20 protein-coding genes are annotated in these 23,008 nt (G+C 61.2%); 10 read left to right on the top strand and 10 right to left on the bottom strand.

From position 1 onward, the window contains the following. Nucleotide 1 precedes the first annotated feature (1 nt). Complete coding sequence (locus ABID16_RS14725; protein WP_354557100.1) at nt 2-460, top strand: NfeD family protein; 459 nt, start codon at nt 2-4, stop codon at nt 458-460. 27 nt (nt 461-487) lie between these two features. Here the strand turns inward: ABID16_RS14725 and ABID16_RS14720 are convergent, their stop codons facing one another. Continuing rightward, nucleotides 488-1,480 (bottom strand): KpsF/GutQ family sugar-phosphate isomerase, encoded by a 993-nt coding sequence (locus tag ABID16_RS14720; RefSeq protein ID WP_354557099.1) that lies wholly within the window; start codon nt 1,478-1,480, stop codon nt 488-490. 285 nt (nt 1,481-1,765) lie between these two features. Here ABID16_RS14720 and ABID16_RS14715 point away from each other — a divergent pair, with 285 nt between their 5' ends. Then, complete coding sequence (locus tag ABID16_RS14715; protein WP_354557098.1) at nt 1,766-3,289, top strand: outer membrane beta-barrel protein; 1,524 nt, start codon at nt 1,766-1,768, stop codon at nt 3,287-3,289. On the opposite strand, the gene galU is transcribed toward ABID16_RS14715, so the two are convergent. Beyond that, on the bottom strand, nt 3,290-4,177 hold the full coding sequence (gene galU / locus ABID16_RS14710) for a UTP--glucose-1-phosphate uridylyltransferase GalU (protein WP_354557097.1): 888 nt from the start codon (nt 4,175-4,177) through the stop codon (nt 3,290-3,292). Nucleotides 4,178-4,368: 191 nt separating this feature from the next. On the opposite strand from galU, the gene ABID16_RS14705 reads away from it, so the two are divergent. After that, nucleotides 4,369-5,592, top strand: a complete 1,224-nt coding sequence (locus tag ABID16_RS14705; protein WP_435532422.1) for a lytic murein transglycosylase — start codon at nt 4,369-4,371, stop codon at nt 5,590-5,592. Between the two features lie 78 nt (nt 5,593-5,670). Beyond that, on the top strand, nt 5,671-6,837 hold the full coding sequence (locus ABID16_RS14700) for an SGNH/GDSL hydrolase family protein (RefSeq protein ID WP_354557096.1): 1,167 nt from the start codon (nt 5,671-5,673) through the stop codon (nt 6,835-6,837). A gap of 49 nt (nt 6,838-6,886) precedes the next feature. Here the strand turns inward: ABID16_RS14700 and ABID16_RS14695 are convergent, their stop codons facing one another. The 5 genes from ABID16_RS14695 to gltB are packed head-to-tail and all read right to left on the bottom strand — an operon-like array spanning nt 6,887 to nt 14,143. Beyond that, nucleotides 6,887-8,341 (bottom strand): glutamate synthase subunit beta, encoded by a 1,455-nt coding sequence (locus ABID16_RS14695; protein WP_354557095.1) that lies wholly within the window; start codon nt 8,339-8,341, stop codon nt 6,887-6,889. Nucleotides 8,342-8,356: 15 nt separating this feature from the next. Then, nucleotides 8,357-8,683, bottom strand: coding sequence for a heavy metal-binding domain-containing protein (locus tag ABID16_RS14690; RefSeq protein ID WP_230839077.1), 327 nt, complete (start codon nt 8,681-8,683; stop codon nt 8,357-8,359). A 32-nt stretch (nt 8,684-8,715) separates the two neighbouring features. Then, nucleotides 8,716-9,102, bottom strand: a complete 387-nt coding sequence (locus ABID16_RS14685; protein WP_354557094.1) for a type II toxin-antitoxin system VapC family toxin — start codon at nt 9,100-9,102, stop codon at nt 8,716-8,718. An 8-nt stretch (nt 9,103-9,110) separates the two neighbouring features. After that, the gene (locus ABID16_RS14680) at nt 9,111-9,383 is read right to left on the bottom strand and encodes an antitoxin (protein WP_354557093.1); all 273 of its coding nucleotides are present in this window, start codon (nt 9,381-9,383) and stop codon (nt 9,111-9,113) included. A 59-nt stretch (nt 9,384-9,442) separates the two neighbouring features. Further along, nucleotides 9,443-14,143: a glutamate synthase large subunit gene (gene gltB, locus ABID16_RS14675; protein ID WP_494337803.1), complete on the bottom strand. Its 4,701-nt coding sequence runs from the start codon at nt 14,141-14,143 to the stop codon at nt 9,443-9,445. Between the two features lie 595 nt (nt 14,144-14,738). On the opposite strand from gltB, the gene ABID16_RS14670 reads away from it, so the two are divergent. The 5 genes from ABID16_RS14670 to ABID16_RS14650 all read left to right on the top strand — a co-directional run bounded on the left by ABID16_RS14670 (nt 14,739) and on the right by ABID16_RS14650 (nt 18,770). Then, on the top strand, nt 14,739-15,791 hold the full coding sequence (locus tag ABID16_RS14670) for a threonine aldolase family protein (protein ID WP_354557091.1): 1,053 nt from the start codon (nt 14,739-14,741) through the stop codon (nt 15,789-15,791). Between the two features lie 207 nt (nt 15,792-15,998). Then, nucleotides 15,999-16,310: a BufA1 family periplasmic bufferin-type metallophore gene (locus tag ABID16_RS14665; RefSeq protein ID WP_354557090.1), complete on the top strand. Its 312-nt coding sequence runs from the start codon at nt 15,999-16,001 to the stop codon at nt 16,308-16,310. Nucleotides 16,311-16,512: 202 nt separating this feature from the next. Continuing rightward, nucleotides 16,513-17,412: an MNIO family bufferin maturase gene (gene bufB, locus ABID16_RS14660; protein WP_354557089.1), complete on the top strand. Its 900-nt coding sequence runs from the start codon at nt 16,513-16,515 to the stop codon at nt 17,410-17,412. Continuing rightward, a complete protein-coding gene (locus tag ABID16_RS14655) occupies nt 17,405-18,190 on the top strand; it encodes an HvfC/BufC N-terminal domain-containing protein (protein ID WP_354557088.1) in 786 nt (261 codons plus the stop codon). The genes bufB and ABID16_RS14655 overlap by 8 nt, the downstream gene beginning before the upstream one ends. Before the next feature lies 1 nt (nt 18,191). Next, nucleotides 18,192-18,770 carry a DoxX family protein gene (locus ABID16_RS14650; RefSeq protein ID WP_354557087.1) on the top strand — a complete coding sequence of 193 codons (579 nt, stop codon included), beginning with the start codon at nt 18,192-18,194 and terminating at the stop codon, nt 18,768-18,770. A gap of 66 nt (nt 18,771-18,836) precedes the next feature. Here the strand turns inward: ABID16_RS14650 and ABID16_RS14645 are convergent, their stop codons facing one another. After that, a complete protein-coding gene (locus tag ABID16_RS14645; RefSeq protein ID WP_354557086.1) occupies nt 18,837-19,301 on the bottom strand; it encodes an Hsp20 family protein in 465 nt (154 codons plus the stop codon). A 265-nt stretch (nt 19,302-19,566) separates the two neighbouring features. Between ABID16_RS14645 and ABID16_RS14640 the strand changes: the two genes are divergently transcribed. Next, nucleotides 19,567-20,559, top strand: a complete 993-nt coding sequence (locus ABID16_RS14640) for an alpha/beta fold hydrolase (protein ID WP_354557085.1) — start codon at nt 19,567-19,569, stop codon at nt 20,557-20,559. On the opposite strand, the gene hisN is transcribed toward ABID16_RS14640, so the two are convergent. Next, entirely contained in the window at nt 20,560-21,333 is a 774-nt protein-coding gene (hisN, locus tag ABID16_RS14635) for a histidinol-phosphatase (protein WP_354557084.1), read from the bottom strand. 609 nt (nt 21,334-21,942) lie between these two features. Further along, on the bottom strand, nt 21,943-22,827 hold the full coding sequence (locus ABID16_RS14630; protein WP_354557250.1) for an N-formylglutamate amidohydrolase: 885 nt from the start codon (nt 22,825-22,827) through the stop codon (nt 21,943-21,945). Nucleotides 22,828-23,008 lie beyond the last annotated feature (181 nt).

The raw sequence follows: 23,008 nt of genomic DNA, 5'->3' as shown, positions 1-23,008 counted from the left end.
CATGATCGCCGATCTCGTCAGCCGCGCAGGCCCCTGGAGCTGGTGGGTTCTCGGCGTCGTCCTGCTGATTTTGGAAATCGTCGTCCCCGGCGTTTTCCTGTTCTGGATCGGCCTTGCCGGCATCGCCACGGGCCTTCTCTCGCTCGCCCTCTGGGGTTCGGCAATCTGGGCCTGGCAGGTCCAGGTCGTCACCTTCGTCGTCCTCTCCTTCGTCGCCGTGCTTGTCGGCCGCTCGCTCCTGAAGCGCGGTGACACGGCAAGCGACGAACCGCACCTCAACCAGCGCGGCGAAAGCCTCGTCGGTCGCGTGGTCACGGTCACGGAAGCGATCGAGAATGGGCGTGGCCGCGTGAAGATCGGCGATACGACATGGAGCGTCTCGGGACCGGATGCGCCCGCTGGCGCGAAGGTGCGGATCGTCAACGCGTCGGGGAATGAATTGGGAGTCGTGGTGGAATAAGGCCTTTTCCCCAAAGGGAAATCAGGCTCACGCCACCCCGATCCGCAGCAGATCGTGGAAATGCACGATCCCGACCGCCTTGCGGTCTTCCATCACCAGAAGTGCTGAAATGTTGTGATCGTTGAGCATCGCCATGGCGGTCATGGCAAGCGTGTCCGGACCCACCGTCTTCGGCCCGCGCGTCATGATCTCTTCCACTTTCGTGTCGCGGAGATTGCGGCTCATGTTGCGCGCCATGTCGCCATTCGTGACGATCCCGACCAGGCAGCCATCCGTATCGACCACGCCGACGCAACCGAAGCGCTTTTCCGAAAGCACCATCGCCGCAAAAGGAACCAGCGTGCCCAGCCCGACGAGCGGGATTTCCTCGCCCGTATGCATGATCTCGGAGACATGCGTCAGCGAGGCGCCGAGCTTGCCGCCCGGATGGAAGGTGCGGAAATCCGAAGCGGAGAAACCGCGCGCCTCCAGAAGCGCAATCGCCAGCGCATCGCCGATGGAAAGCTGCATCATGGTCGAGGTCGTCGGCGCGAGCCCGTGCGGGCAGGCTTCCTTCTCCTTCGGCAGCAGCAGCACGACATCGGCAGCCCGCGCCAGCGCCGATTTTTCACCCGAGGTCACCGCGATCAGCGGGATCGAGAAGCGCCGCGAAAAGGCAATGATGCCCTGCATTTCGGCCGTCTCGCCACTCCACGACATCGCAAGGATCGCATCGTCGCGCGTGATCATGCCGAGATCGCCGTGATTGGCCTCCGCCGGGTGCACGAAGAAGGAGGGCGTCCCCGTCGAGGCGAAGGTGGCGGCGATCTTCGAACCGATATGGCCGCTCTTGCCGACGCCGGTGACGATAACGCGGCCTGCGCTTTCGCCGATGGTCGTCACCGCTCTCGCAAAAGCCTCGCCGAGCGGTCCATCCATGGCACGCGCCAGCGCCGCAAGGCCGGCCATGCCGGTCTCCACGGTCCGCTTTCCGGCGGCGGTGATGTCTACCCTATCGGTGGTAAACGGCTTGTCGATCATGCTTGCGCACCTTCCGCGCCCGCCTCGTCAGACCCTCGCGGCGCGTTCGGGTCTCCGGCGGGAAATACTGCCCTTGTGCCTGCAACCCCTGCGACAGGCCCGGGCAAGCGAGGTTCTATATAGTCTCTTCAAGCTGCCTGTCAAAACGAGGAAGCCTGTAGCGCATTGCGAACCCGAGAATTCACGTGTTTTTCTCCCCTCCGGCCGCGCGCGTCAACACACTGTTTACCATGTTGAAATAATTTCGCGTTTGAAAACAAATCATACTGAAAGCCGCGCCGTCTCATGCCGACCGAAAACCGCACCAAGCTTCGCCTGCCCGCCCTGACGAGGCTTCTCCTCGCCGGCGCTGCGACTGTCCTTGTCGCATCGGTCGCCAGCGCGCAGACCATGGCACCGGTCACGCAGGACGCCGGATCGATACCCGCATCCCCGGCAGGCAATCCGCTCGACATGTCGTCAACCTTCTCGCTACGCACCGGTGACAATGGTGCGGCACCCGTTGATGACGGCGCCCAGGCCATGCCGACCACGCCCGCAACGACCACCGTACGCCCGGCTGTCAACGCAACGGCAGCCGCAAGCCCCGATCCGGACATGTTCGGTCGCATGAATTTCCGCGAGCCGACCGACAACACGCGCACGGGCACCATCGATAATCTTCGGCCGCGCCGCGAAGATATCGAAGCACCGGGTGTCCGCGTCGGCACCCTCATTATCCGCCCCAGCATCGGCGAGGGCATCGGCGTCGAAAGCACGACCTATGGCGCCACGACAACCACGCGCAGCTTCCTGCAGACGACAGGCAAGGCCGATATCATTTCGGACTGGTCGCTGCATCAGTTGAGCATTTCTGCTGCGGGCGTGTGGCAGACGAATATCGGCGGCACCGGCGAAACCAAGCCGACCGCGAATGTCGATGCGAAATTGCGCCTGGACATCGATCGCCTGACCACGGCCAACCTGACAGCCGGCTACAGCTTCGCCCGCCAGAGCTCGACCGATCCCAACTCCATCATCGGAGCCACCACGCAGTCCGGCATTCACACCGCCAGCGCGGGCGTGGACGTGACCCGCGAATTCGGCAAGTTCCGCGGCACGGTCGCCGGATCACTGACGCGCAATGTCTACACGGCCGCCACACTGAGCGACGGATCGCTCATGTCCATGAGCGATCGAAACCAGACGACCGCGCAGGGGCGGCTCCGGCTCGGCTATGAAATCTCGCCGGCGATCACGCCGTTTGTGGAAGCCTCCATCGGTCGCGCCATCAGCGACCAGACGCTCGACCGTAACGGCTTCAACCGCAACTCGGATATCTACGCCGCCAAGACCGGCGTTCAGCTCGATTTCCAGGAGAAGCTCCGGGGCGAAGTCGCTGTCGGTTACAAGCAGGTTCGCTACTTCGATTCCCGTCTCGCCCGCATTGGCGCGGTCACCCTGGACGGAAAGATCGACTGGTCGCCGATCCGCGGCACCGACGTCAACCTGACGCTGACCACAGGGGTCGATCCCTCAACCACCGCCGGCGTCAGCGGCTCGACCTATTATACGGTCAGCACGGCACTCTCGCAGCAGATGATCGACAATCTGGTCGCCCGGCTCAGCGGCTCGACGACCTTCCGTCATTTCTCTCCCACCGGCGTGGCATCCGACCAGACCGAATGGGCAGCGACTGCGGGCCTGACCTGGTCCCTCAGCCGCTACGTCGATCTCTCAGGAACAGTCGGCTGGAACTATACCGATGTCAGGAACGGGACCAATACCCGTTCCTGGAGCGCAATTGCCGAACTGAAGGTGAAGCGCTGATTATTTCAGCGCGGCCAGCAGCGCCTTGAGATCGCCTTCGACGCTCGCACGGATATCCGGACGATCCAGCGCATAGGCGACATTGGCCAGCACATAGCCTTCCTTCATGCCGCAGTCGAATGTGCGGCCCTTGAAGCGATAGCCGAAAAACTCCTGGTTCTTGGCGAGCTTCAGCATGCCGTCCGTCAGCTGGATTTCGTTGCCCGCGCCACGCTCCTGCGTCGAGAGAATCTCGAAGATCTCCGGCTGCAGGATATAGCGGCCATTGATGTAGAGATTGGACGGCGCGGTGCCCTTGGCCGGCTTTTCAACCATGCCGGTGATGCGGAAGCCGCCATCCATCTCGTCGCCGACGCCCACGATACCGTATTTATGCGCCAGCGCCGGATCGCATTCCTCCACGGCGACGATATTGCCACCGGTCTTGGAAAACAGGTTCATCATGCCCTTCATGCAGGCGATATCGCCCTTCATCAGCATGTCCGGCAGAAGCAGCGCGAAAGGCTCGTTGCCGATGATGTCGCGTGCGCACCACACGGCGTGGCCGAGGCCGAGAGCCTCCTGCTGACGCGTGAAGCTCGCCGCACCGGCCGGCAGACGGTGATGTTCGAGCAACGAAAGCTCGGCCTTCTTGTTGCGCTCTTTCAGAGTCTGTTCCAGTTCGTACTGGATGTCGAAATAATCTTCGATTGCCGCCTTATTTCGACCCGTGACGAACACGAAATGTTCGATACCGGCCTCGATGGCCTCATCGACGACATATTGAAGAACAGGCTTGTCGACGACTGTAATCATTTCCTTCGGCATCGCCTTGGTTGCCGGCAGCATGCGCGTACCGAAACCCGCGACAGGGAGGACAGCTTTCCGAACTTTATTCGACTGTGACATGTATTGGCCTTGTGCAAAATAAAAGCGTTTCGCAAGCTCTCGATAAGCTTGCATGTTTAAAAAACCGGGAGTTGAAGCCCCTCTCAAAAACGAGACCTAACAAAAAATCTTCAGCATGGTAAAGAATTTGTTGAGGTCCTGTTTGTAACTTTGCGTGTCTCACCCGGTGTCCCATACACAGGAGCGATCCAATGAAGCATGCACAAGGCAATTCCATGACATCCGTCCTGCTTGGCGGATTTACAGCCGTTTTTCTTGCCCTCGCCCCGACGGGAGCCCTGGCAGAAGCGCGCTTCGAGAAGTGGATCAAGACATTCTATCCGGAAGCGGCCAAGGCAGGGATCACGGCCCAGACCTATAATGCCGCTTTCGCCGGCATCACCAGTCCGGACCCTGATGTGCTGCAGAAAGCCCAGTATCAGCCGGAATTCACGACGCAGATATGGGATTATCTTGACAGCCGCGTGAACCCCTACACGGTCAAGATGGGCAAGGAAGCTGCAGCGAAGAATATGCGTTCGCTTCAGAACATCGAGAAATATTTTGGGGTGGATCGCAATATCCTGATGGCCATCTGGTCGATGGAATCGAACTACGGCGCGGTCCTGAGCAAGACCGAGAAGCTTCACTACGTGCCCCAGGCGCTGGCAACGCTCGCCTATGCGGACCCCAAGCGGGCCGGCTACGCCAAGAAGCAGCTGATTGCGGCGCTGAAGATCATTCAGGCCGGGGACATCAAACCCTCCGAGATGACCGGCTCCTGGGCCGGCGCGATGGGCCATACGCAATTCATTCCGACCAGCTATCTCATCTATGGTGTCGATGCGGATGGCAACGGCAAGCGCGACATCTGGCACTCCGTGCCGGATGCGTTGGCGACCGCCGCCAACCTGCTGCACAAGAACGGTTGGGAGAACGGCCGGACCTGGGGTTACGAGGTCGTGGCGCCCGGCCGCGCCGGCAGCCTTGCCGGCAAGACGAAGACAATCGCCGAATGGGAAAAGCTTGGCTTTCGCCGCCCCGGCGACCGTGGTTTCAAGTTCAAGGATGAGCGCGCAACGCTAAAAATGCCCGCTGGCGAAGGCGGACCGGCCTTCCTGCTCACCAAGAATTTCTATGTCATCAAGCGCTACAATGCCTCCGACAACTATGCCCTCGGCGTCGGCATGCTGGCCGACCAGCTTGGCGGATCCACCGGTCTCGTCCAGAGCTGGCCCCGCCCGGAGGGCGCCCTGGATGCAAAAGAAAAATTCGAGATTCAGTCCCGTCTCAAGGCGCTCGGCTATTACAGCGGCGAGGTGGACGGCAATCTAGGCTCCGGCTCCAAGACGGCCATCGAAGCCTTCATGAAACGGAAGGGACTGAACGGCGAACCCGAACCCTCGAAGACGCTCCTTCAGCACCTTCGACGCTGAGGCAGGACGTTCTTGCCTTTTGATTGCCAACTGTTCCATGATAAGACATCCGGCACGATGAAACGCGCCGGATTTTTCATGCCCCGATTGACCTTCGCCCGGCTTTCTGCCGCGCTTTTGCTCGGCATCTTTGCAGTTGTTCTGATCGGAGAAGGCCCTGCCATGGCTGAGGAGCGGCATCGCACGCTGTTCGATCTCCTGTTTGGCACGCGCAAGGCGCCCGAACAGGCACCCCCGGCAGCACCGGTCAAGCGCAAGGCCAAACCGAAGCCGAAGCCCTCGTCCATCACGAACATCGATACAAGCAACCCGGCGCAGCCCGTGAAAAAGCTTGATACGGCCAAGCACGTCCTGGTCATCGGCGATTTCATGGCCGGTTCGGTCGGCGACGGCCTGATGGACATGTTTGCAGGTCAGCCGGGCGTGGTGATCGATGAAAAGACCGATGGTGCGTCGGGCCTCGTGCGCAACGACCACCGCGACTGGCTTGCATCGCTTCCCGGCCTTCTCGACGAAACGAAGGCCGTCGCCGTCGTGGTCGCACTGGGCTCCAACGACCGTCAGAGAATGCTCATTGACGGGACACGCGAGGAATTCCACACGCCCAAATGGACCGCCGAATATGAGCGCCGCGTCTCGGAGCTGACATCGGCTGCGACCAAACGGCAGGTCCCTGTCTTCTGGGTCGGCGCCCCGCCCTTCCAGTCGCCGTCACTGACCGCCGACATCGTGACCATCAACCTGATGCTGCGCCGGCAGGTGGAAGCCGCCGGCGGCACCTTCATCGACATATGGGAAGGTTTCATCGACGCTGACGGAAAGTTCGCAGCCACAGGGTCCGGCGTGGACGGACAGCAGGCCCGGCTTCGCGGGTCGGATGGTGTCAGCCTCACCAAGGCGGGTCGCGCCAAAGCAGCCTTCTACGTCGAGAAGCCGTTGCGCCGCATCCTCGGCGACACAAGCGTTCAGGCGCCGCTGGCGACCGCCAATCCGCCGATATCGGATTACGGCCTGCCGCAGCTCGCCATGCCATCCGCACCGGCCCCGGTCGCCATTACCCGGACCGACCCGATCAGCATGACCGACCCCTCGCTCGACGGTTCCAATGCGCTCGCCGCCCGCATCGCGACGAGTGCGAGCGCGCCGCTCGTCGCGCCCAGCGCCCGCGACCGTCTCGTCCTCCATGGCGATACCGGAACCGCGCCCGCCGGCCGCGTGGACGATTACAAGATCCGGACAAAATAAAAGCCGCCCCCGAGAGAGCGGCTTCCAAATCGTTCAGACCTGACCGCAATCAGCGCGGCAGGTTCGTCGCGCCCATCAGTGCTTCGTCAATCGCGGCAGCCGCCTGACGGCCTTCGCGGATCGCCCAGACGACCAGCGACTGGCCGCGACGCACGTCGCCGGCAGCCCAGAGCTTGTCGACCGAGGTCTTGTAGTCGCGCGTGTTGGCGATGACGTTCTGCGAGCCGCGCTTGTCGGTCGAGACCGCCATCTTGCCATCGAGTTCCTTGACAACGCTGTCGGTGAACGGACCGCGGAAGCCGATGGCGATGAACGCGAGATCGGCCTTGATGATGAACTCGGTGCCCGCGATCGGCTTGCGCTTGTCGTCCACCTGAACGCACTTCACGCCCGTCAGAATGCCGTCTTCGCCGACGAATTCGAGCGTGCCGACCTGGAATTCGCGCACAGCGCCCTCGGCCTGCGAGGAGGAGGTGCGCATCTTCGTCGCCCAATAGGGCCAGACGGCGAGCTTGTCTTCCTTTTCCGGCGGCTGCGGGCGGATGTCGAGCTGGGTGACGCGAACGGCACCCTGGCGGAAGGCCGTGCCGACGCAGTCGGACGCCGTATCGCCACCGCCAACAACGACGACATGCTTGCCACCTGCCAGGATCGGATCGGACGGCCAGCCGACGCTGTCGATGTCTTCGCGGCCGACGCGGCGGTTTTGCTGGACGAGATAGGGCATGGCATCATGCACGCCGGCAAGATCGGCACCCGGAATGCCCGCTTCACGCGGCGTTTCCGAACCGCCGCAATAAAGCACGGCATCGTGCTCGGCGATCAGCTTCTCGGTCGGGATGTCGACGCCGATGTTGAAGCCGTAATGGAAGGTCACGCCCTCGCCCTGCATCTGCTCGACGCGGCGATCGATGAAGTTCTTCTCCATCTTGAAGTCCGGAATACCATAGCGCAGCAAACCACCGGCCTTGGATTCGCGCTCGTAGACATGGACCTCATGGCCGGCGCGCGCCAACTGCTGGGCAGCCGCCATGCCGGACGGGCCGGAGCCGATGACGGCAACGCGCTTGCCGGTCTTCACCGTCGCGGGCTGCGGCACGATATAGCCGAGCTCATAGGCCTTGTCGGCAATCGCCTGCTCGACCGTCTTGATGGTGACAGGTACGTCCTCGAGGTTCAGCGTGCAGGCTTCCTCGCAAGGCGCGGGGCAGACGCGGCCGGTGAATTCCGGGAAATTGTTGGTCGAGTGGAGGTTGGCGATTGCTTCCTTCCACTTACCGGAAAAGACGAGGTCGTTCCAGTCCGGGATCTGGTTGTGAACCGGGCAGCCGGTATCGCCGTGACAGAAGGGAATGCCGCAATCCATGCAGCGGGCCGCCTGTTTCTGCACTTCCGCATCCGACATGGGGATCGTGAATTCGCGGAAATGGCGGATACGATCAGACGCCGTCTGATACTTCGCCACCTGCCGGTCGATTTCCAGAAAACCTGTTACCTTGCCCATATTACTCCCACCTGTTTACCGGACCACAACGGCAGTGCCGGAGGCCGAAACCATCAGCATCGACCCGCTGGAACCGGTCGAAATCGTTTCATAGTCGATGTCGACACCGACAATTGCGTTGGCACCGAGGCGGGCGGCTTCGCCCTGCAACTCGGAAAGAGCCGTCTCGCGCGCATCGCGCAGAACCCGCTCGTAAGACCCGGAGCGCCCGCCGACGATATCGCGGATGCTGGCGAAGAAATCGCGAAACACGTTCGTTCCAAGAATGGCTTCGCCCGTGACGATGCCCTTGTACTCGACGATCTCGCGTCCCTCTATCGTATTCGTCGTCGTGACGATCATTCCAGCGTCCCCTAGGCGGCGCGGCCTCGCGCCTATTTCATCCAGTTATCGACCTTCAGCCCCGGCACCCGGGAAAATTCATGTTCATTGTTCGTCGCCAGCACGGCGTCCAACGCCACCGCATGTGCCGCGATCCAAAGGTCATTTGGACCGATATTCTTTCCTTGCCTCAACGCCAGCCGGATTTCGGCGTAACGCTGATCAGTGGGCAGCTGCAGTGGCGCCACATACAGGCGCCGCGTCACTGCCGATACCTTTTGCGCCAGCTCCTCGGAGCCGTTCTTCTTCACGCCGTACCAGATCTCACCATGGGTGATGATGCTGATAAAGGCGTTCTCTTCCCCAACCTCGAGCAGCCGTTCGAACACCTTTCCACGCGGATCCCTCACGATCGCCGAAACGATGTTCGTATCGAGCATGTACCGCATCAGATCTCGACCTCATCGAGCGGCGCGAGATCATCGTCGCTTTCGACGAAATCCTCTCCACTCCAGGCTTCCGCCCGCTTGAGATACTCGATCAGCCCGGCAGTCATTGCCGTCCGCATCAGGATCGAGCCATCCGGTTGTTGCACCATCACGGCGCGATCACCTTCAAGATCGAATTCCTTCGGGATGCGAACAGCACGGCTTCGACCATTCTTGAAGATGGCGACTGCAACTTCGCCACCTTCACCAGCGTCTTTCACATACTCGTTCATATCAGGCTCCACCGCTGTCATATGCCCACAGCATATCACAACAGGTGACCCCAGTGAACTTATTCCGCCGCGACACCCATCTTCATGCGTTCCATGTCCTCAAGCGCGCGACGATACTCGACCGGCATCACCTTGCGGAACTTCGGACGGTATTCCGTCCAATGATCCAGGATAGCCTTCGCGCGCGGCGAGCCTGTGTAATGCAGGTGGTTGGCGATGAGCTGGTAGAGGCGCTCCTCGTCGTGACGGGTCATGTCGCCGGAGACGTCCACGCGGCCCTTGTGCATGAGGTCGCCGCCATGGTGGTGCAGCTTCTCCAGCATGTCATCCTCTTCCGGAACCGGCTCGAGCTCGACCATGGCCATGTTGCAGCGGCTGGCGAAATCGCCTTCCTCGTCCAGGACATAAGCCACGCCGCCGGACATGCCGGCCGCGAAGTTGCGGCCCGTCTTGCCGATGACGACGACAACGCCGCCGGTCATGTATTCGCAGCCATGGTCGCCCACGCCTTCGACAACGGCGACCGCGCCGGAGTTGCGCACAGCGAAACGTTCGCCGGCCACACCGTTGAAGTAGCACTCGCCGGCAATCGCGCCATAGAGAACCGTGTTGCCGACGATGATCGAGTTTTCAGCCACGATCTTCGCATTTTCCGGCGGACGCACGATGATCTTGCCCCCCGACAGGCCCTTGCCAACATAGTCGTTGCCGTCGCCGATGAGGCGGAAGGTCACGCCACGGGCGAGGAAGGCGGCAAACGACTGGCCGGCCGTGCCGCGCAGCGTCACGTCGATCGTGTCGTCCTTGAGACCCTTGTGGCCGTAGCGCATGGCGACTTCGCCCGACAGCATCGCACCGGCGGAACGGTCGACGTTCTTGATCGACACTTCGAAGGCGGTCGGCGTCTTCGATTCCAGAGCCGGCATCGCCTTCTCGATCAGCGTCCGGTCGAGAATGTGCTCGATCGGATGATGCTGACGCGTCGTCCAATAGGTCGCTTCCTTCGGCGCATCGACCTTGTGGAAGATGCGGCTGAAATCGAGACCCTTGGCCTTCCAATGCGCAATCAGCTCTTCCTGGCCGAGCATGTCGGTCTGGCCGATGATCTGGTCGAGCCTGGTGAAGCCCATGGAGGCGAGGATTTCGCGCACTTCTTCGGCAACGAAGAAGAAGAAGTTGATGACATGCTCCGGCGCACCCTTGAAGCGCTTGCGCAGAACCGGGTCCTGCGTTGCCACGCCCACGGGGCAGGTGTTCAGATGGCACTTGCGCATCATGATGCAGCCGGCAGCAATCAGCGGCGCGGTCGAGAAACCGAATTCGTCGGCCCCGAGCAGCGCCCCGATGATGACGTCGCGGCCGGTCTTGAGACCGCCGTCGACCTGCAGCGCAACGCGCGAACGCAGGCCGTTGAGAACCAGCGTCTGATGCGTTTCGGCAAGGCCGATTTCCCAAGGCGAGCCAGCGTGCTTGAGCGAGGTGAGCGGGGAAGCGCCCGTGCCGCCGTCGTAGCCGGAGATGGTGATATGGTCGGCGCGCGCCTTGGCCACACCGGCGGCAACCGTGCCGACGCCGACTTCCGAGACGAGCTTGACCGAGATATCAGCCTTCGGGTTGACGTTCTTCAGGTCGTAGATCAGCTGCGCCAGATCTTCGATCGAATAGATGTCGTGATGCGGCGGCGGCGAGATGAGGCCGACACCCGGCGTCGAGTGACGCGTCTTGGCAATCGTCGCATCCACCTTGTGGCCGGGCAACTGACCGCCTTCACCGGGCTTGGCACCTTGGGCGACCTTGATCTGGAGCACATCGGCATTGACCAGATATTCGGTCGTCACGCCGAAGCGGCCGGAAGCGACCTGCTTGATCGCCGAGCGCTCCAGCGGCAGCGAACCGTCGAGCTTCGGCAGATAGCGTTCGGACTCTTCGCCGCCCTCGCCCGTGTTGGACTTGCCGCCGATCTTGTTCATCGCAATCGCCAGCGTCGTATGCGCCTCGCGGCTGATCGAACCGAAGGACATGGCGCCGGTGGCGAAACGCTTGACGATCTCGACTGCCGGCTCGACTTCATCGAGCGCGACCGGCTTGCGGCCGAGCGCTGCGGCATCCTTGATGGTGAAGAGGCCGCGGATGGCATTCATCTTCTGCGTCGAGTCGTTCACCAGCGCGGAGAACTCACTGAACCGGTCACGCGAGTTGCCGCGCGCGGCATGCTGCAGCGAGGCGATCGCGTCCGGCGTCCAGGCATGGCCTTCGCCACGCTTGCGGAAGGCATATTCACCGCCGACATCGAGCGTGCCGGCGAGAACCGGATCATTGCCGAAGGCCGACTGGTGACGGTCCACCGTCTCGCGGGCGATCTCTTCGAGACCGACACCTTCGATCGTGGTTGCCGTGCCGAAGAAGAACTTCTCGACCAGCTCGGAATTGAGGCCAATGGCATCGAAAATCTGCGCGCCGCAATAGGACTGGTAGGTCGAAATGCCCATCTTGGACATGACCTTCAGAATGCCCTTACCGACCGCCTTGATGTAGCGATAAACGACTTCAGACCCGTCGACTTCCTTCGGGAATTCGCCGCGCGAATGCATGTCGATCAGCGTATCGAAGGCGAGATAGGGGTTGATGGCTTCAGCGCCATAACCGGCCAGACAGCAGAAGTGATGCACTTCGCGCGGCTCGCCGGACTCGACAACGAGGCCGACCGAGGTGCGAAGCCCCTTGCGGATCAGGTGGTGATGCACGGCGGCCGTTGCCAGCAGCGCCGGGATCGCAATGCGGTCCGGCCCGATCTGGCGGTCCGACAGGATGATGATGTTGTAGCCGCTGGTGACGGCGGCTTCGGCGCGCTCGCAGAGACGCTCGATCATCGCCGGCATGCCTTCGGCGCCCATCTCGGCTTCATAGGTGAAGTCGAGCGTCTTGGTGTCGAAACGGTCTTCCGTGTGACCGATCGAACGGATCTTTTCCAGATCGCCATTGGTCAGGATCGGCTGGCGAACTTCCAGACGCTTCGCCTTCGAAGCGCCCTTGTGGTCGAGAATGTTCGGCCGGGGCCCGATGAAGGAGACGAGGCTCATGACAAGCTCTTCACGGATCGGGTCGATCGGCGGGTTCGTCACCTGCGCGAAGTTCTGCTTGAAATAGGTGTAGAGCAGCTTCGACTTCGACGACATGGCGGAGATCGGCGTATCCGTGCCCATCGAGCCGATCGCTTCCTGGCCTGTCGTCGCCATGGGCGACATCAGGATCTTCGTGTCTTCCACCGTGTAGCCAAAGGCCTGCTGGCGATCCAGAAGCGAGACATCGCGGCGCAGCGCGCGCGGCTCGACCGGCTTCAGGTCTTCCAGGATCAGCTGCGTGTTGTCGAGCCAGCTGCGATAGGGATGCGCGTTGGCGAGCGAGGACTTGATCTCCTCGTCTGAGATGATGCGGCCTTCCTGCATGTCGATCAGCAGCATCTTGCCGGGCTGCAGACGCCACTTGGTGACGATCTTTTCTTCCTCGACCGGCAGCACGCCAGCTTCGGAGGCCATGATGACGCGATCGTCGGAGGTGACGATATAGCGGGCCGGACGCAGACCGTTACGGTCGAGCGTCGCGCCGATCTGGCGACCATCGGTGAAGGCGACCGCTGCCGGACCGTCCCACGGCTCCATGAGAGCGGCGTGATATTCGTAGAACGCCTTGCGCTCGGGCGACATGGACTGGTTGCCAGACCATGCTTCCGGGATCAGCATCATGACGGCATGCGCCATGGAATAGCCGCCGCGCACGAGGAATTCGAGCGCGTTGTCGAAGCAGGCCGTATCCGACTGGCCTTCATAGGAGATCGGCCAGAGCTTGGAGATGTCTTCGCCGAAGAGCGGCGACGAGACGGACGCCTGACGCGCCGCCATCCAGTTGACATTGCCGCGCAGCGTGTTGATTTCGCCGTTATGGGCAACCATGCGGTAGGGATGCGCCAGCTTCCACGACGGGAAGGTGTTGGTCGAGAAGCGCTGGTGCACGAGGCAGACCGCGCTTTCGAACCGCGGGTCGGTGAGATCCTTGTAATAGGCCCCAACCTGATAGGCCAGGAACATGCCCTTGTAGACGATGGTCGAGGACGACAGCGATACCGGATAGAAGTCGCGGTTTTCCTGCCCGCCGCCCTCGTTGTAGATGCGGTTGGAAATCACCTTGCGCAGCAGGAAGAGGCTGCGTTCGAATTCGACGGCAGACGCTACGCCCGCCCCCATGCCGATGAAGACCTGCACATGGTGCGGCTCGGTCGCGGCAATGTCGGGTGCCTTGGAGAGCGAAGAGTTGTCGACCGGCACGTCGCGGAAGCCGAGAAGCACCTGCCCCTCCTCCGCGATCACCTCGCCGATGACCTTCTTGAAATGCGCGACCTGATCGCCCTCGCGCGGCATGAAGATGTGACCGACAGCATATTCGCCAGCCTTGGGCAGGGTCACGCCCTGACTTGCCATTTCCTCACGGAAGAAGCGATCCGGGATCTGCACGAGAATCCCCGCGCCGTCGCCCATCAGCGGATCGGCGCCGACAGCACCGCGATGCGTCAGGTTTTCCAGCATGAACAGACCGTCCTTGACGATCTGGTGCGACTTCACACCCTTCATATGGGCGACGAAGCCGACGCCGCAGGCGTCATGCTCGTTAGCCGGGTTATAGAGACCCTGAGCGTCCGGGAGTTTTCGGGCGAAGGCGCGGGTTTTCGTGGCCGTGGTCTCACCAGCCGCGATGTCTACACCCATGACCTGAGATGGCGACAAATCCGTCATCGTCCTTCCTCCAAAAACTGGTCCGCACGCGCGGACGCCCCTGTTCATTCCCTTGACGCAGCGGAGCGCTGCATCCCTCATGGCCGTCGCACAGCACAAAGCTGTGCATCTCCGTCTTTGAGCATCCCTCAGCCTCGCCTGCCCCGTTATCCGGCGCAGGAACCTGCGAAATTCTCATGCCTTGATTGATGTCCTTCAGCGGACGTTATCATCCGCAAGTGACGATCGGACTATAGCGCGAATTGTCGCTGTTTCCAGCGTTTTTGCCGCAGCTTCGGCCCTTCAAGACCGAAATAGGACAGCAAACCTGTCCTATTTCATTCGTTCTATGCCAGAAACATGGCCCAGCTGCAAGGGCCTCAAGGGAAAATATTAACGTCTCGCCGCACAAGCTTTCGCAAAATTACGACTTTACGTAATTTAATTTCGCTACTTCCGTGAAAAGGATCGCAATATTGCCCAAATGATCAAATTTCCGGTTTCGTGCGAGTGACTGGTGGCCGCGCTGGGGACAATTGGCTAAGGTCCGCGTTATCCAAAGTTAGACACGAACAAGGCCGATTTTACGATGTTTTTTGCCTCCGACAACTGGGCGGGCGCCCATCCGAAGATTGCCCAGCGGCTGACGACCGAAGCCGGCGGCTTCGCCTCGGCCTATGGAACCTCGGCGTTGGACAAGAAGGTCGAGCAGACCTTCAACGACATCTTCGAGCGCGAGGTCGCCGTCTTCTTCGTCTCGACCGGCACAGCCGCCAATTCGCTGGCGCTCGCCAGCGTCGGCAAGCCTGGCGGCGTGATCTTCTGCCACGACAGCGCGCATGTCTTCCGCGACGAATGCGGCGCGCCGGGCTTCTTCTCGAGCGCCGCCCGTCTCACACCGCTCGGTGGCCAGCACGGAAAGATCGAACCGATTAATCTGGAGCGCGGGCTGCGTTCAATCCCGCCGGGTTGGATTCATGCCGGCCAGCCGATGGCCGTCACCATCACCCAACTCACGGAATCCGGAACACTTTATAGCCTTGATGAAATCGAACGGATCGGCCGTATCGCGAAGGACAACAACGTCCCGCTTCACATGGACGGAGCGCGCTTCGCCAATGCGCTGACGGCCCTCGGCGTGTCTCCGGCGGATATGACCTGGAGACGCGGCGTGGATATCCTTTCCTTCGGAGCGACCAAGAACGGCTGCTGGTGCGCGGAAGCCATTGTCTTCATGAATCCCGAACAGGCCCGCCAGCTCCCCTTCATCCGCAAGCAGTCGGCCCAGCTTTTCTCCAAGACGCGCTTCGTCGCCGCCCAGTTCGACGCCTATTTCGAAGACCGCCTCTGGCTGGAACTTGCCGCCCATGCCAACGCGATGGCGGACCGCCTGCGGGCGGGCATTGCCGCAAGCTCCGATGCGCGTGAAGCATGGAAGACAGATGGCAACGAGATCTTTGCGATCGTCCACAACGACGCCTCCCGGCGGCTCAGGGAGGCAGGCGCACATTTCGCCGATTGGCATGAAATTCCCGAGCACCTGCATGACGTGATCGCTGCGGACGAAACGCTGGTCCGTCTCGTCACATCCTTCGCGACCGAGCCTTCCGAAGTGGACCGGTTCGTCGAACTCCTTCGGTAACCTGATGATCACGCGACGCTCACAAACGTCGCGTCTTCGATGACGCACTCGTCACGCTGCGATCACACGCTGTTTATCGTCGGATAAACGCAGGTTGATTTCCATTTCAACAGAAGATGTGCGAGTTTCTTTTCACCGGACCAGAGAGGCTCCGGCGGCGGGAATTTCAGCCCCGCCGAACCCGACACAATTTGAGGAGAATACATAATGTCCACCAAGACCGTAATCGGCGCATCCGCTGTTGCAAGCGCACTCATGATGGCTGTCTCCGCCACCACCTTCGTTTCTTCCGTCTCGCCGGCTGCCGCTGACGACGCCAAGGAAAAGTGCTTCGGGGTTGCCATGGCCGGCAAGAACGACTGCGCCGCCGGCCCCGGCACGACCTGCGCCGGCACGTCCAAGGTCAACTACCAGGGCAACTCCTGGAAATACGTTGCCAAGGGCACCTGCACCACGATGAAGCTGCCGGGCGATCGCAAGGGTTCGCTGGAAGCGCTGAAGCGCGACCTGCCGGCCTGATAACGGCCTGAAAGCCGGCCGGAGCCGATAACGGCTCCCGAAGCCCGGACCGCCAGAATTGCGTCGATGCCTCACTCGTCCGTCCATTTCTCGAGACGAAGACCAGAGGCGGAGGTATTGACCCAACGATCCGGCGTCCGGGCTTCTCCCCGGCTGGGGCGCCGGTTTTTTTATGACCAAATCCATTTGAAGGAACAATCTCATGAAACCGGAAGTTCTCGGCTACCCTGCCCGAAACGGCAAGACGTTGCCCGCTCGCGCCGGAGCCGGCTTCAAGTCCGTACATGCCGACGCGATCCTCGCGGATAGCTATCGGATCGGTTTTCTGGAAGTGCATGCGGAAAATTATATGGGAGCTGGCGGGCATCCGCACCGCCTGTTGACCCGCATGCGAGAGCATTTTCCGCTCTCAGTGCATGGCGTCGGTTTGTCGATCGGTTCCGAGAGAGGGATCGATGCCATGCACCTTTCGCGCCTCAAGGCCGTCGTGGAACGCTACGAACCGGAACAGGTGTCCGAACACCTCGCCTGGTCCACCCATGACGACAGCTATTTCAACGATTTGTTGCCTGTGCCTTATGACCGGGAAACACTTGATCGCGTGTGTGACCACATCGATCTCGTACAATCGGTCCTGCATCGCAAGATCCTGCTCGAGAACCCGTCGACCTACGCGGTCTTCGAACGCTCGACCATGAGCGAAACAGATTTCATCCGCGAGATTGCCCGCCGCACCGGCTGCGGCCTGCTGCTCGATGTCAACAACGTGCTGGTCTCATCGGTCAACAACCGCTTCAAGCCGCTGATGTATCTGCACGATTTTCCCCTCGACCTGGTCGAGGAAATCCATCTCGCCGGCCATGCAGAGGATGAAGACGAGGACGGCGCGCGTCTGCTGATCGACGCCCACGACCGCCCCGTCGATGACGAGGTCTGGCATCTCTTCAATATCGTCATCAGCCAGACCGGCCCGCTGCCGACCCTGGTCGAATGGGACAATGACGTTCCCGACTGGCCGGTGCTCCGCCGCGAAGCGCAAGCCGCCGATGCCATTCTTGCCCGCCACGCGACGACCTACCTGATGGGCGCGCGCCATGGGTAGTGCCTCGTCATCACGTCAGGAAACATTCGCCGCAGCCCTGCTCGATCCGGATCACGCCATTCCGGACGGCCTTCTGACACCCGACGGCCGACCCGCCGGCAAGCGCTTCGGGATCTATCGCAACAACGTGACCGTCAGCCTTGTCAACGCGCTCTCGGAAGTCTTTCCCACCGTCCAGAACCTCGTGGGCGAAGACTTCTTCCGCGCCATGGCGAGGCTTTACGTGCAGGACACTCCACCTGCCTCGCGCCTCCTCTTCGAATATGGCGCAAGCTTTCCGGATTTCATCGAACGATTCGAACCGGCGGCCGACCTGCCCTTCCTGCCCGAGGTCGCCCGGCTGGAGCGCCTGTGGCTGGACAGCTTTCATGCCGCCGACGCCGCTCCGCTGGATGGCGCCGTGCTGCAGCGGGTCGCGCCGGAACAGCTAGCGAGCCTCACCTTCGTCAGGCATCCGGCGACGCGACTATTGCGCGCTCAACACGCTGCCGTGACGATCATGGCCCGCGACCGCGCCGGCGAACCGCTGGACGGCCTCGATCCCTTTGTTGCGGAAGACGGGCTGATCACGCGTCCCGCCTACGATCCCGAAATTCGCCATCTGCCAACAGGCGGCGCGGATTTCGTCGGCCTGCTCATTGAGGGTCACACGCTCGGCGAGGCGGCGGGCGCTGCCCTTTCCGCCGATCCCGGCTTCAACCTGCCGGCCGCCATTTCGGCCATCATTCAGGCAGGCGCATTTTCAAAGGTCCTTTTTGAGGGGATGGAGGTTTCCTGACATGAATTTTGTGATGAAGATCAAGCAATTGCATGATGGCATCTTCGGCCTTGCCGAGAAGCTGACGGAAGGCTGGTTTCTTGGCCTCTTTGCCCGTTTCGTGTTCTTCGCCGTGCTCTATTTCTATTTTCTGAACTCCTTCGGCACCAAGGTTGGCGAAGGCTTTGCCGGCTTCGTCCAGATCCAGGACGGTGCCTTCTACCAGATCGCGCCGAAGGCCATGGATGCCGTGAGCGGCGATGTCGGGGCGCTGCCCTTCTTCCCATGGAAGATCATCGTGCCGCTCGGCACCTATATGGAGCTCATCCTGCCGACGCTGGTGGTCATCGGCCTCTTCACCCGCGCGGCGTCCGTCGGCATGATCGGCTTCGTCATCGTCCAGACGCTGACGGATATCTTCGGCCATATGGCGGATGCCCAGACAATCGGCGCGCTCTTCGACCGCTTCCCCGACAGCCTGATCTCCGACCAACGCCTGCTCTGGAGCGTGCCGCTCGTTTATCTGGCGCTCAAGGGCGGCGGGGCGATCTCACTCGATGCGATCCTCTCCCGGCTTGCGCCGAAAGCGCAGATAGCCTGAGACAGACGCGAAAAGACCCCCGGCAGGGAACCGGGGGTCTCTTCATTCAACCGGAGGAGAGATGGGTTAGTTAAGCTGACCTTCGATCGCCTTCGGAGCGTCGCTCTTGGAGGCAACGATATCGATGCGGCGCGGCTTCATCGTTTCAGGAATTTCGCGCACGAGGTCGATGTGGAGCAGGCCGTTCTTTAGCGAGGCGCCGCGCACTTCGACATAGTCGGCGAGCTGGAAGCGGCGCTCGAAGGCGCGCTTGGCAATGCCGCGATAGAGATAGTCGACATCCTTGTCGATTTCGGCGGATTTTTCACCCTTGACGGTCAGCGCATGCTCGCGCGCTTCGATGGAAAGTTCGCTTTCGTCGAAGCCGGCAACAGCCATGGTGATGCGATAGGCATTCTCACCCGTCCGCTCGATATTGTAGGGCGGATAGCTCTGCGACTGGTCGGGCTGACCAACGCCGTCAAGCATGTTGAAAAGACGGTCGAAGCCGACGGTGGAGCGATAAAGGGGAGAGTAGTCGATGTGACGCATGATGTCCTCCTGAGAAGCGACGTCAGTCAATGTTTTCAATGCCTCACACCCCGTTTCAGGCGGCGGGAGACGGTTTAAGAAGACCCGTTTGGCATCTTCGAAGAAACAGATGGGAATTGATTTTTGCGCTTCAAGAGGTGATGACAGGATTGAAGCAATTCCAGCGAAAGTGGCATCCGGTTTCGCGTTCGGAATTGCGTGTAACATAGAGCTAGATGGCGTCCGGCGTTAATGCCGGACGCCATCTAGCAAAATCGAATTTCCGGTGATCGCATTGCTCTATCAGACCCCCGACAATCCGCTGCCGCCCGTGCATATGGACGGCACCTTCAGGACCCATGACGGGATCGATCTCCGCTACGCCGTCTTTAAAGGCAAGACCTCCCCGCCGAAGGGAACGGTCGTGCTCCTGCCGGGCCGCAGCGAGCCGATCGAGAAATATGCCGAGACGATCGCCGACATCACCAATGCGGGCCTGTGGGTCGCAACGTTCGACCTGCGCGGCCAGGGCGGTTCGCCGCGTCTTGCCAGGAACAAGCGCCTCGGCCATGTCCGCCGCTTCAGCGACTACCAGAAGGACCTGGACGCCTTCTTCGAGCAGATCGTCCTGCCGGACGCCAAGCTGCCCTTCTTCCTTGTCGGTCACTCGACGGGCGGGCTGATCGCTCTGGCGAGCGCGCGGCGCATCGGCAACCGGGTGGAGCGGATTGTGGTTTCGGCGCCGTTTCTCGGCCTCGCCTCGACGCGCCCCTCGCCCCGCATGGTGCGCTTCGTTGCGCTCCTCATGTGCCTCATCGGTTTCGGCGGCCGCGCCTCGCGCAAAGACAGGGATTATTCGAAGTTTGAAACCAATGCCGTCACCTCGGACCCCAGGCGTTTCGCCCGAAACCAGGCGATCTTCGACGCGTATCCGGAACTGACGCTTGGCCCCCCGACATGGCGCTGGGTCCGTGAATGCCTGAAGGCCGGCCGCAAGGTCGTCTCGCCGGCCTATCTGCAATCCATCACCGTACCGACCCTGATCCTCGGACCCACGGCCGATCGCGTCGCCTCCTATCCGGAGATAGAGCGCATGTCGCGCTACTTCCGCGCCGGCAAGCTGATCCCGATCGATGGGTCGGAGCACGAGGTCTTCCAGGAGGCCGAGAAATATCGCGCTCAGGCCATGGCTGCCCTGCTCGCATTTATCCCCGGCGGCTTTGCCGAGCCGGTCCGCCTGATCGAAGAGGAAGAGACCTCGGAAACGACAACGGGCTGATCAGCCTGCCAGCAGCTCCATCGCCTGTTTGTGAAGCGCAGGCGTGGCGGCGGCGACAATGCGCCCGCCCATTTCCGGCCGCCCGCCATCCCATGTCGTGATGACGCCGCCGGCATTCTCGATGATCGGAATGATCCCGCCGACATCGTAGGGCTTCAACTGATTCTCGACCACGAGATCGATATTGCCGCTGGCGACCAGCATATAGGCATAGCAATCGCAGCCATAGCGGAAGAGCCGCACGGTCTTTTCGACCGCACGATATTTCCGCTCGTCCTCGCCCGCAAAGAGATGCGGCGAGGTGGAAAACAGCGTCGCGTTGGAAATGTCGCCGCAATCGCGCGTCTTGATCTGCCGCGCGCCGCCCGGCCCGGTATAATATGACGCCTTGCCGTCGGAGAAATAGCGTTCGCCGGTAAAAGGCTGGTCCACCAGACCCATCTTGGCGCGGCCACCGCTGTAAAGCCCGATCAACGTCCCCCAGACGGGAAGCCCCGAAATGAAGGCGCGCGTGCCGTCGATCGGGTCGATCACCCAGACATTCTCGCGATCCAGCCCGACATTGCCGTGCTCTTCGCCCAGGATGCCATGATCCGGGAAGGCGCGCTCGATCTCGGCACGGATAGCCTCTTCCGCTGCCCGGTCGCCCTCGGTCACCGGATCGAAGCCGCCCGCCTCCTTGTTGACCACCGCAGCACCCGCTCGAAAGCGCGGCAGCGTCTCGCGCGCGGCGACTTCGGCAAGGCGATCGAAAAACGCTCTGTCTGGCAGCATGGGGTCCTCGTGTCGGCGCGCGAGCCGCGCTTTTTCGTGTGCGGATGTTGCTATTCTTAAACCGGAATTTCGCGACTGAGGAAAGAGCGTCTTTTGACATTTGCCGCCACTTCCATCAGGAATGGGTAAAATTTGAGCACGGAAAAAATCTGCTTAAATCCTGTGCCAAATCCGTTGACATTGGTGCGCTGCAATATTAATGTCATCTTACAGTCGCTCGCGGCTGTAATACCCTCCTTGGGTGTTTCCTCCCTAGATTTGACCGCGCCCAACGGCGCGGTTTTTTTTCGGCCATGCAGCCCGCCTCTCAAGGGGACAAGCGCTCTGCCACGCCGAAACCCTCGGGTAAAAACCTTTCCCGAGTTTGTCTCCGGTTTTCACGCTTCCGCCTTTGTCTCTGGGCATCAGCATCCGGAGAGCCACGCTGACGCGCCGCACTGATTGGTAGTTAGTAAAAACGGCGGAACGCCAGCGCGACCCGTCGAGATTGCCGAGGCAAGACCGCATCCGATCCTGATCCTCAAGCGCGGGCCGCCTTGCTAATCCGCCTGCGGATGCAGGCGGAGGGGAAGGTGCGGCTTGTCGTCTCCCACAAGGGAAGAGGAGGGATCACTCCGCCGCAAACGCCATATCGCCCGATGTCTCCACGACATAATCGGCCAGCCGCATCATGAACTCCCGCAGCAACCCCGCCACCAGCAGGAATTCAGGCTTCCGCTGCAGCGTCACCTCGTCCACATAGAGCGACCGGTTGACCTCGATCTGGATGGCATGGAGGCTGCGGGCGGGGCGGCCGTAATGTTCGGTGATGAAACCGCCGGCATAGGGCTTGTTGCGCACAGTGGCAAAACCGAGATCGGTGAGGATATCGCTGGCCGCCCTCGTGAGCCGGGATGACGCACTTGTGCCATAACGGTCACCGATCACGATCTCCGGCTTTTCCGGCGAACCGGGAATGCGGATATTTCCCGGCATCGAATGGCAGTCGATGAGGATCGCCTGCCCGAAGCAGACATGCGTGCGGGCGATCAGTCTGCGCAGGCAGGCGTGGTAGGGCTTGTAGACGGCCTCGATGCGATCCAGCCCCTCCTCCGCCGTCAACCGCGCGCCGTAGATTTCAGTATTCTCCGCGACGATTCGCGGAATCGTCCCAAGCCCGCCGGCAACCCGCACGGAATTTCGGTTCACATGCGACGGCAGTTCGCCGATGAACATGCGCGGATCGAGTTCGTAGGGCTCACGGTTTACGTCGAGAAAGGCGCGCGGGAAATGGGCGACCAGCATCGGCGCGCCAAGCGAGACGGCCGAAATGAACAGCTCATCCACATAGACGTCTTCTGATTTGCGGATCGTCAGCGGGTCGAGCCGCGACTGCGCCATGAATTCGCGACTGTAGCGTCGGCCGCTATGCGGGGAATTGAACACGAATGGGATTGTATGAGCGGCGGGCTCGAAGACCTCGTAATCGATGCTTTCCTCGTCCAAGCCGCGCATCATTCCCCTTTACCATGTTTTGTTGTTGTGGTGATTTGCAGTATCAAACATGTTGCCAGCAGCCGTGCGTGAAGTCAAAACATTCGCAGAGACCCAAAGCGGCTTCTCATGCGTTATACCTAGCCTTGGCAGGCCGTGTTCACGGGAAATTTACCCGCTGCAGCTTAAAACTGATGTTCAT

It is taken from the genome of Limnomicrobium aquaticum, assembly GCF_040545545.1.
GTDB classification, from domain to species: Bacteria; Pseudomonadota; Alphaproteobacteria; order Rhizobiales; family Rhizobiaceae; genus Ensifer_A; species Ensifer_A aquaticum.
The sequence above is the reverse complement of the archived record's forward strand: the minus strand, read 5'-3'. Positions and strand labels throughout refer to the sequence as shown.

Coding starts and splice junctions, on each gene's coding strand:
- ABID16_RS14630 (WP_354557250.1), bottom strand. CDS start 22,827: ATGCGCGGCTTGGACGAGGAAAGCATCGATTACGAGGTCTTCGAGCCC.
- hisN (WP_354557084.1), bottom strand. CDS start 21,333: ATGCTGCCAGACAGAGCGTTTTTCGATCGCCTTGCCGAAGTCGCCGCG.
- ABID16_RS14685 (WP_354557094.1), bottom strand. CDS start 9,102: ATGCTCGATACGAACATCGTTTCGGCGATCGTGAGGGATCCGCGTGGA.
- ABID16_RS14690 (WP_230839077.1), bottom strand. CDS start 8,683: ATGATCGTCACGACGACGAATACGATAGAGGGACGCGAGATCGTCGAG.
- ABID16_RS14650 (WP_354557087.1), top strand. CDS start 18,192: ATGAATTTTGTGATGAAGATCAAGCAATTGCATGATGGCATCTTCGGC.
- ABID16_RS14725 (WP_354557100.1), top strand. CDS start 2: ATGATCGCCGATCTCGTCAGCCGCGCAGGCCCCTGGAGCTGGTGGGTT.
- ABID16_RS14715 (WP_354557098.1), top strand. CDS start 1,766: ATGCCGACCGAAAACCGCACCAAGCTTCGCCTGCCCGCCCTGACGAGG.
- ABID16_RS14705 (WP_435532422.1), top strand. CDS start 4,369: ATGAAGCATGCACAAGGCAATTCCATGACATCCGTCCTGCTTGGCGGA.
- gltB (WP_494337803.1), bottom strand. CDS start 14,143: ATGGGTGTAGACATCGCGGCTGGTGAGACCACGGCCACGAAAACCCGC.
- ABID16_RS14670 (WP_354557091.1), top strand. CDS start 14,739: ATGTTTTTTGCCTCCGACAACTGGGCGGGCGCCCATCCGAAGATTGCC.
- ABID16_RS14680 (WP_354557093.1), bottom strand. CDS start 9,383: ATGAACGAGTATGTGAAAGACGCTGGTGAAGGTGGCGAAGTTGCAGTC.
- ABID16_RS14655 (WP_354557088.1), top strand. CDS start 17,405: ATGGGTAGTGCCTCGTCATCACGTCAGGAAACATTCGCCGCAGCCCTG.
- ABID16_RS14665 (WP_354557090.1), top strand. CDS start 15,999: ATGTCCACCAAGACCGTAATCGGCGCATCCGCTGTTGCAAGCGCACTC.
- ABID16_RS14720 (WP_354557099.1), bottom strand. CDS start 1,480: ATGATCGACAAGCCGTTTACCACCGATAGGGTAGACATCACCGCCGCC.
- ABID16_RS14645 (WP_354557086.1), bottom strand. CDS start 19,301: ATGCGTCACATCGACTACTCTCCCCTTTATCGCTCCACCGTCGGCTTC.
- galU (WP_354557097.1), bottom strand. CDS start 4,177: ATGTCACAGTCGAATAAAGTTCGGAAAGCTGTCCTCCCTGTCGCGGGT.
- ABID16_RS14695 (WP_354557095.1), bottom strand. CDS start 8,341: ATGGGCAAGGTAACAGGTTTTCTGGAAATCGACCGGCAGGTGGCGAAG.
- bufB (WP_354557089.1), top strand. CDS start 16,513: ATGAAACCGGAAGTTCTCGGCTACCCTGCCCGAAACGGCAAGACGTTG.
- ABID16_RS14700 (WP_354557096.1), top strand. CDS start 5,671: ATGCCCCGATTGACCTTCGCCCGGCTTTCTGCCGCGCTTTTGCTCGGC.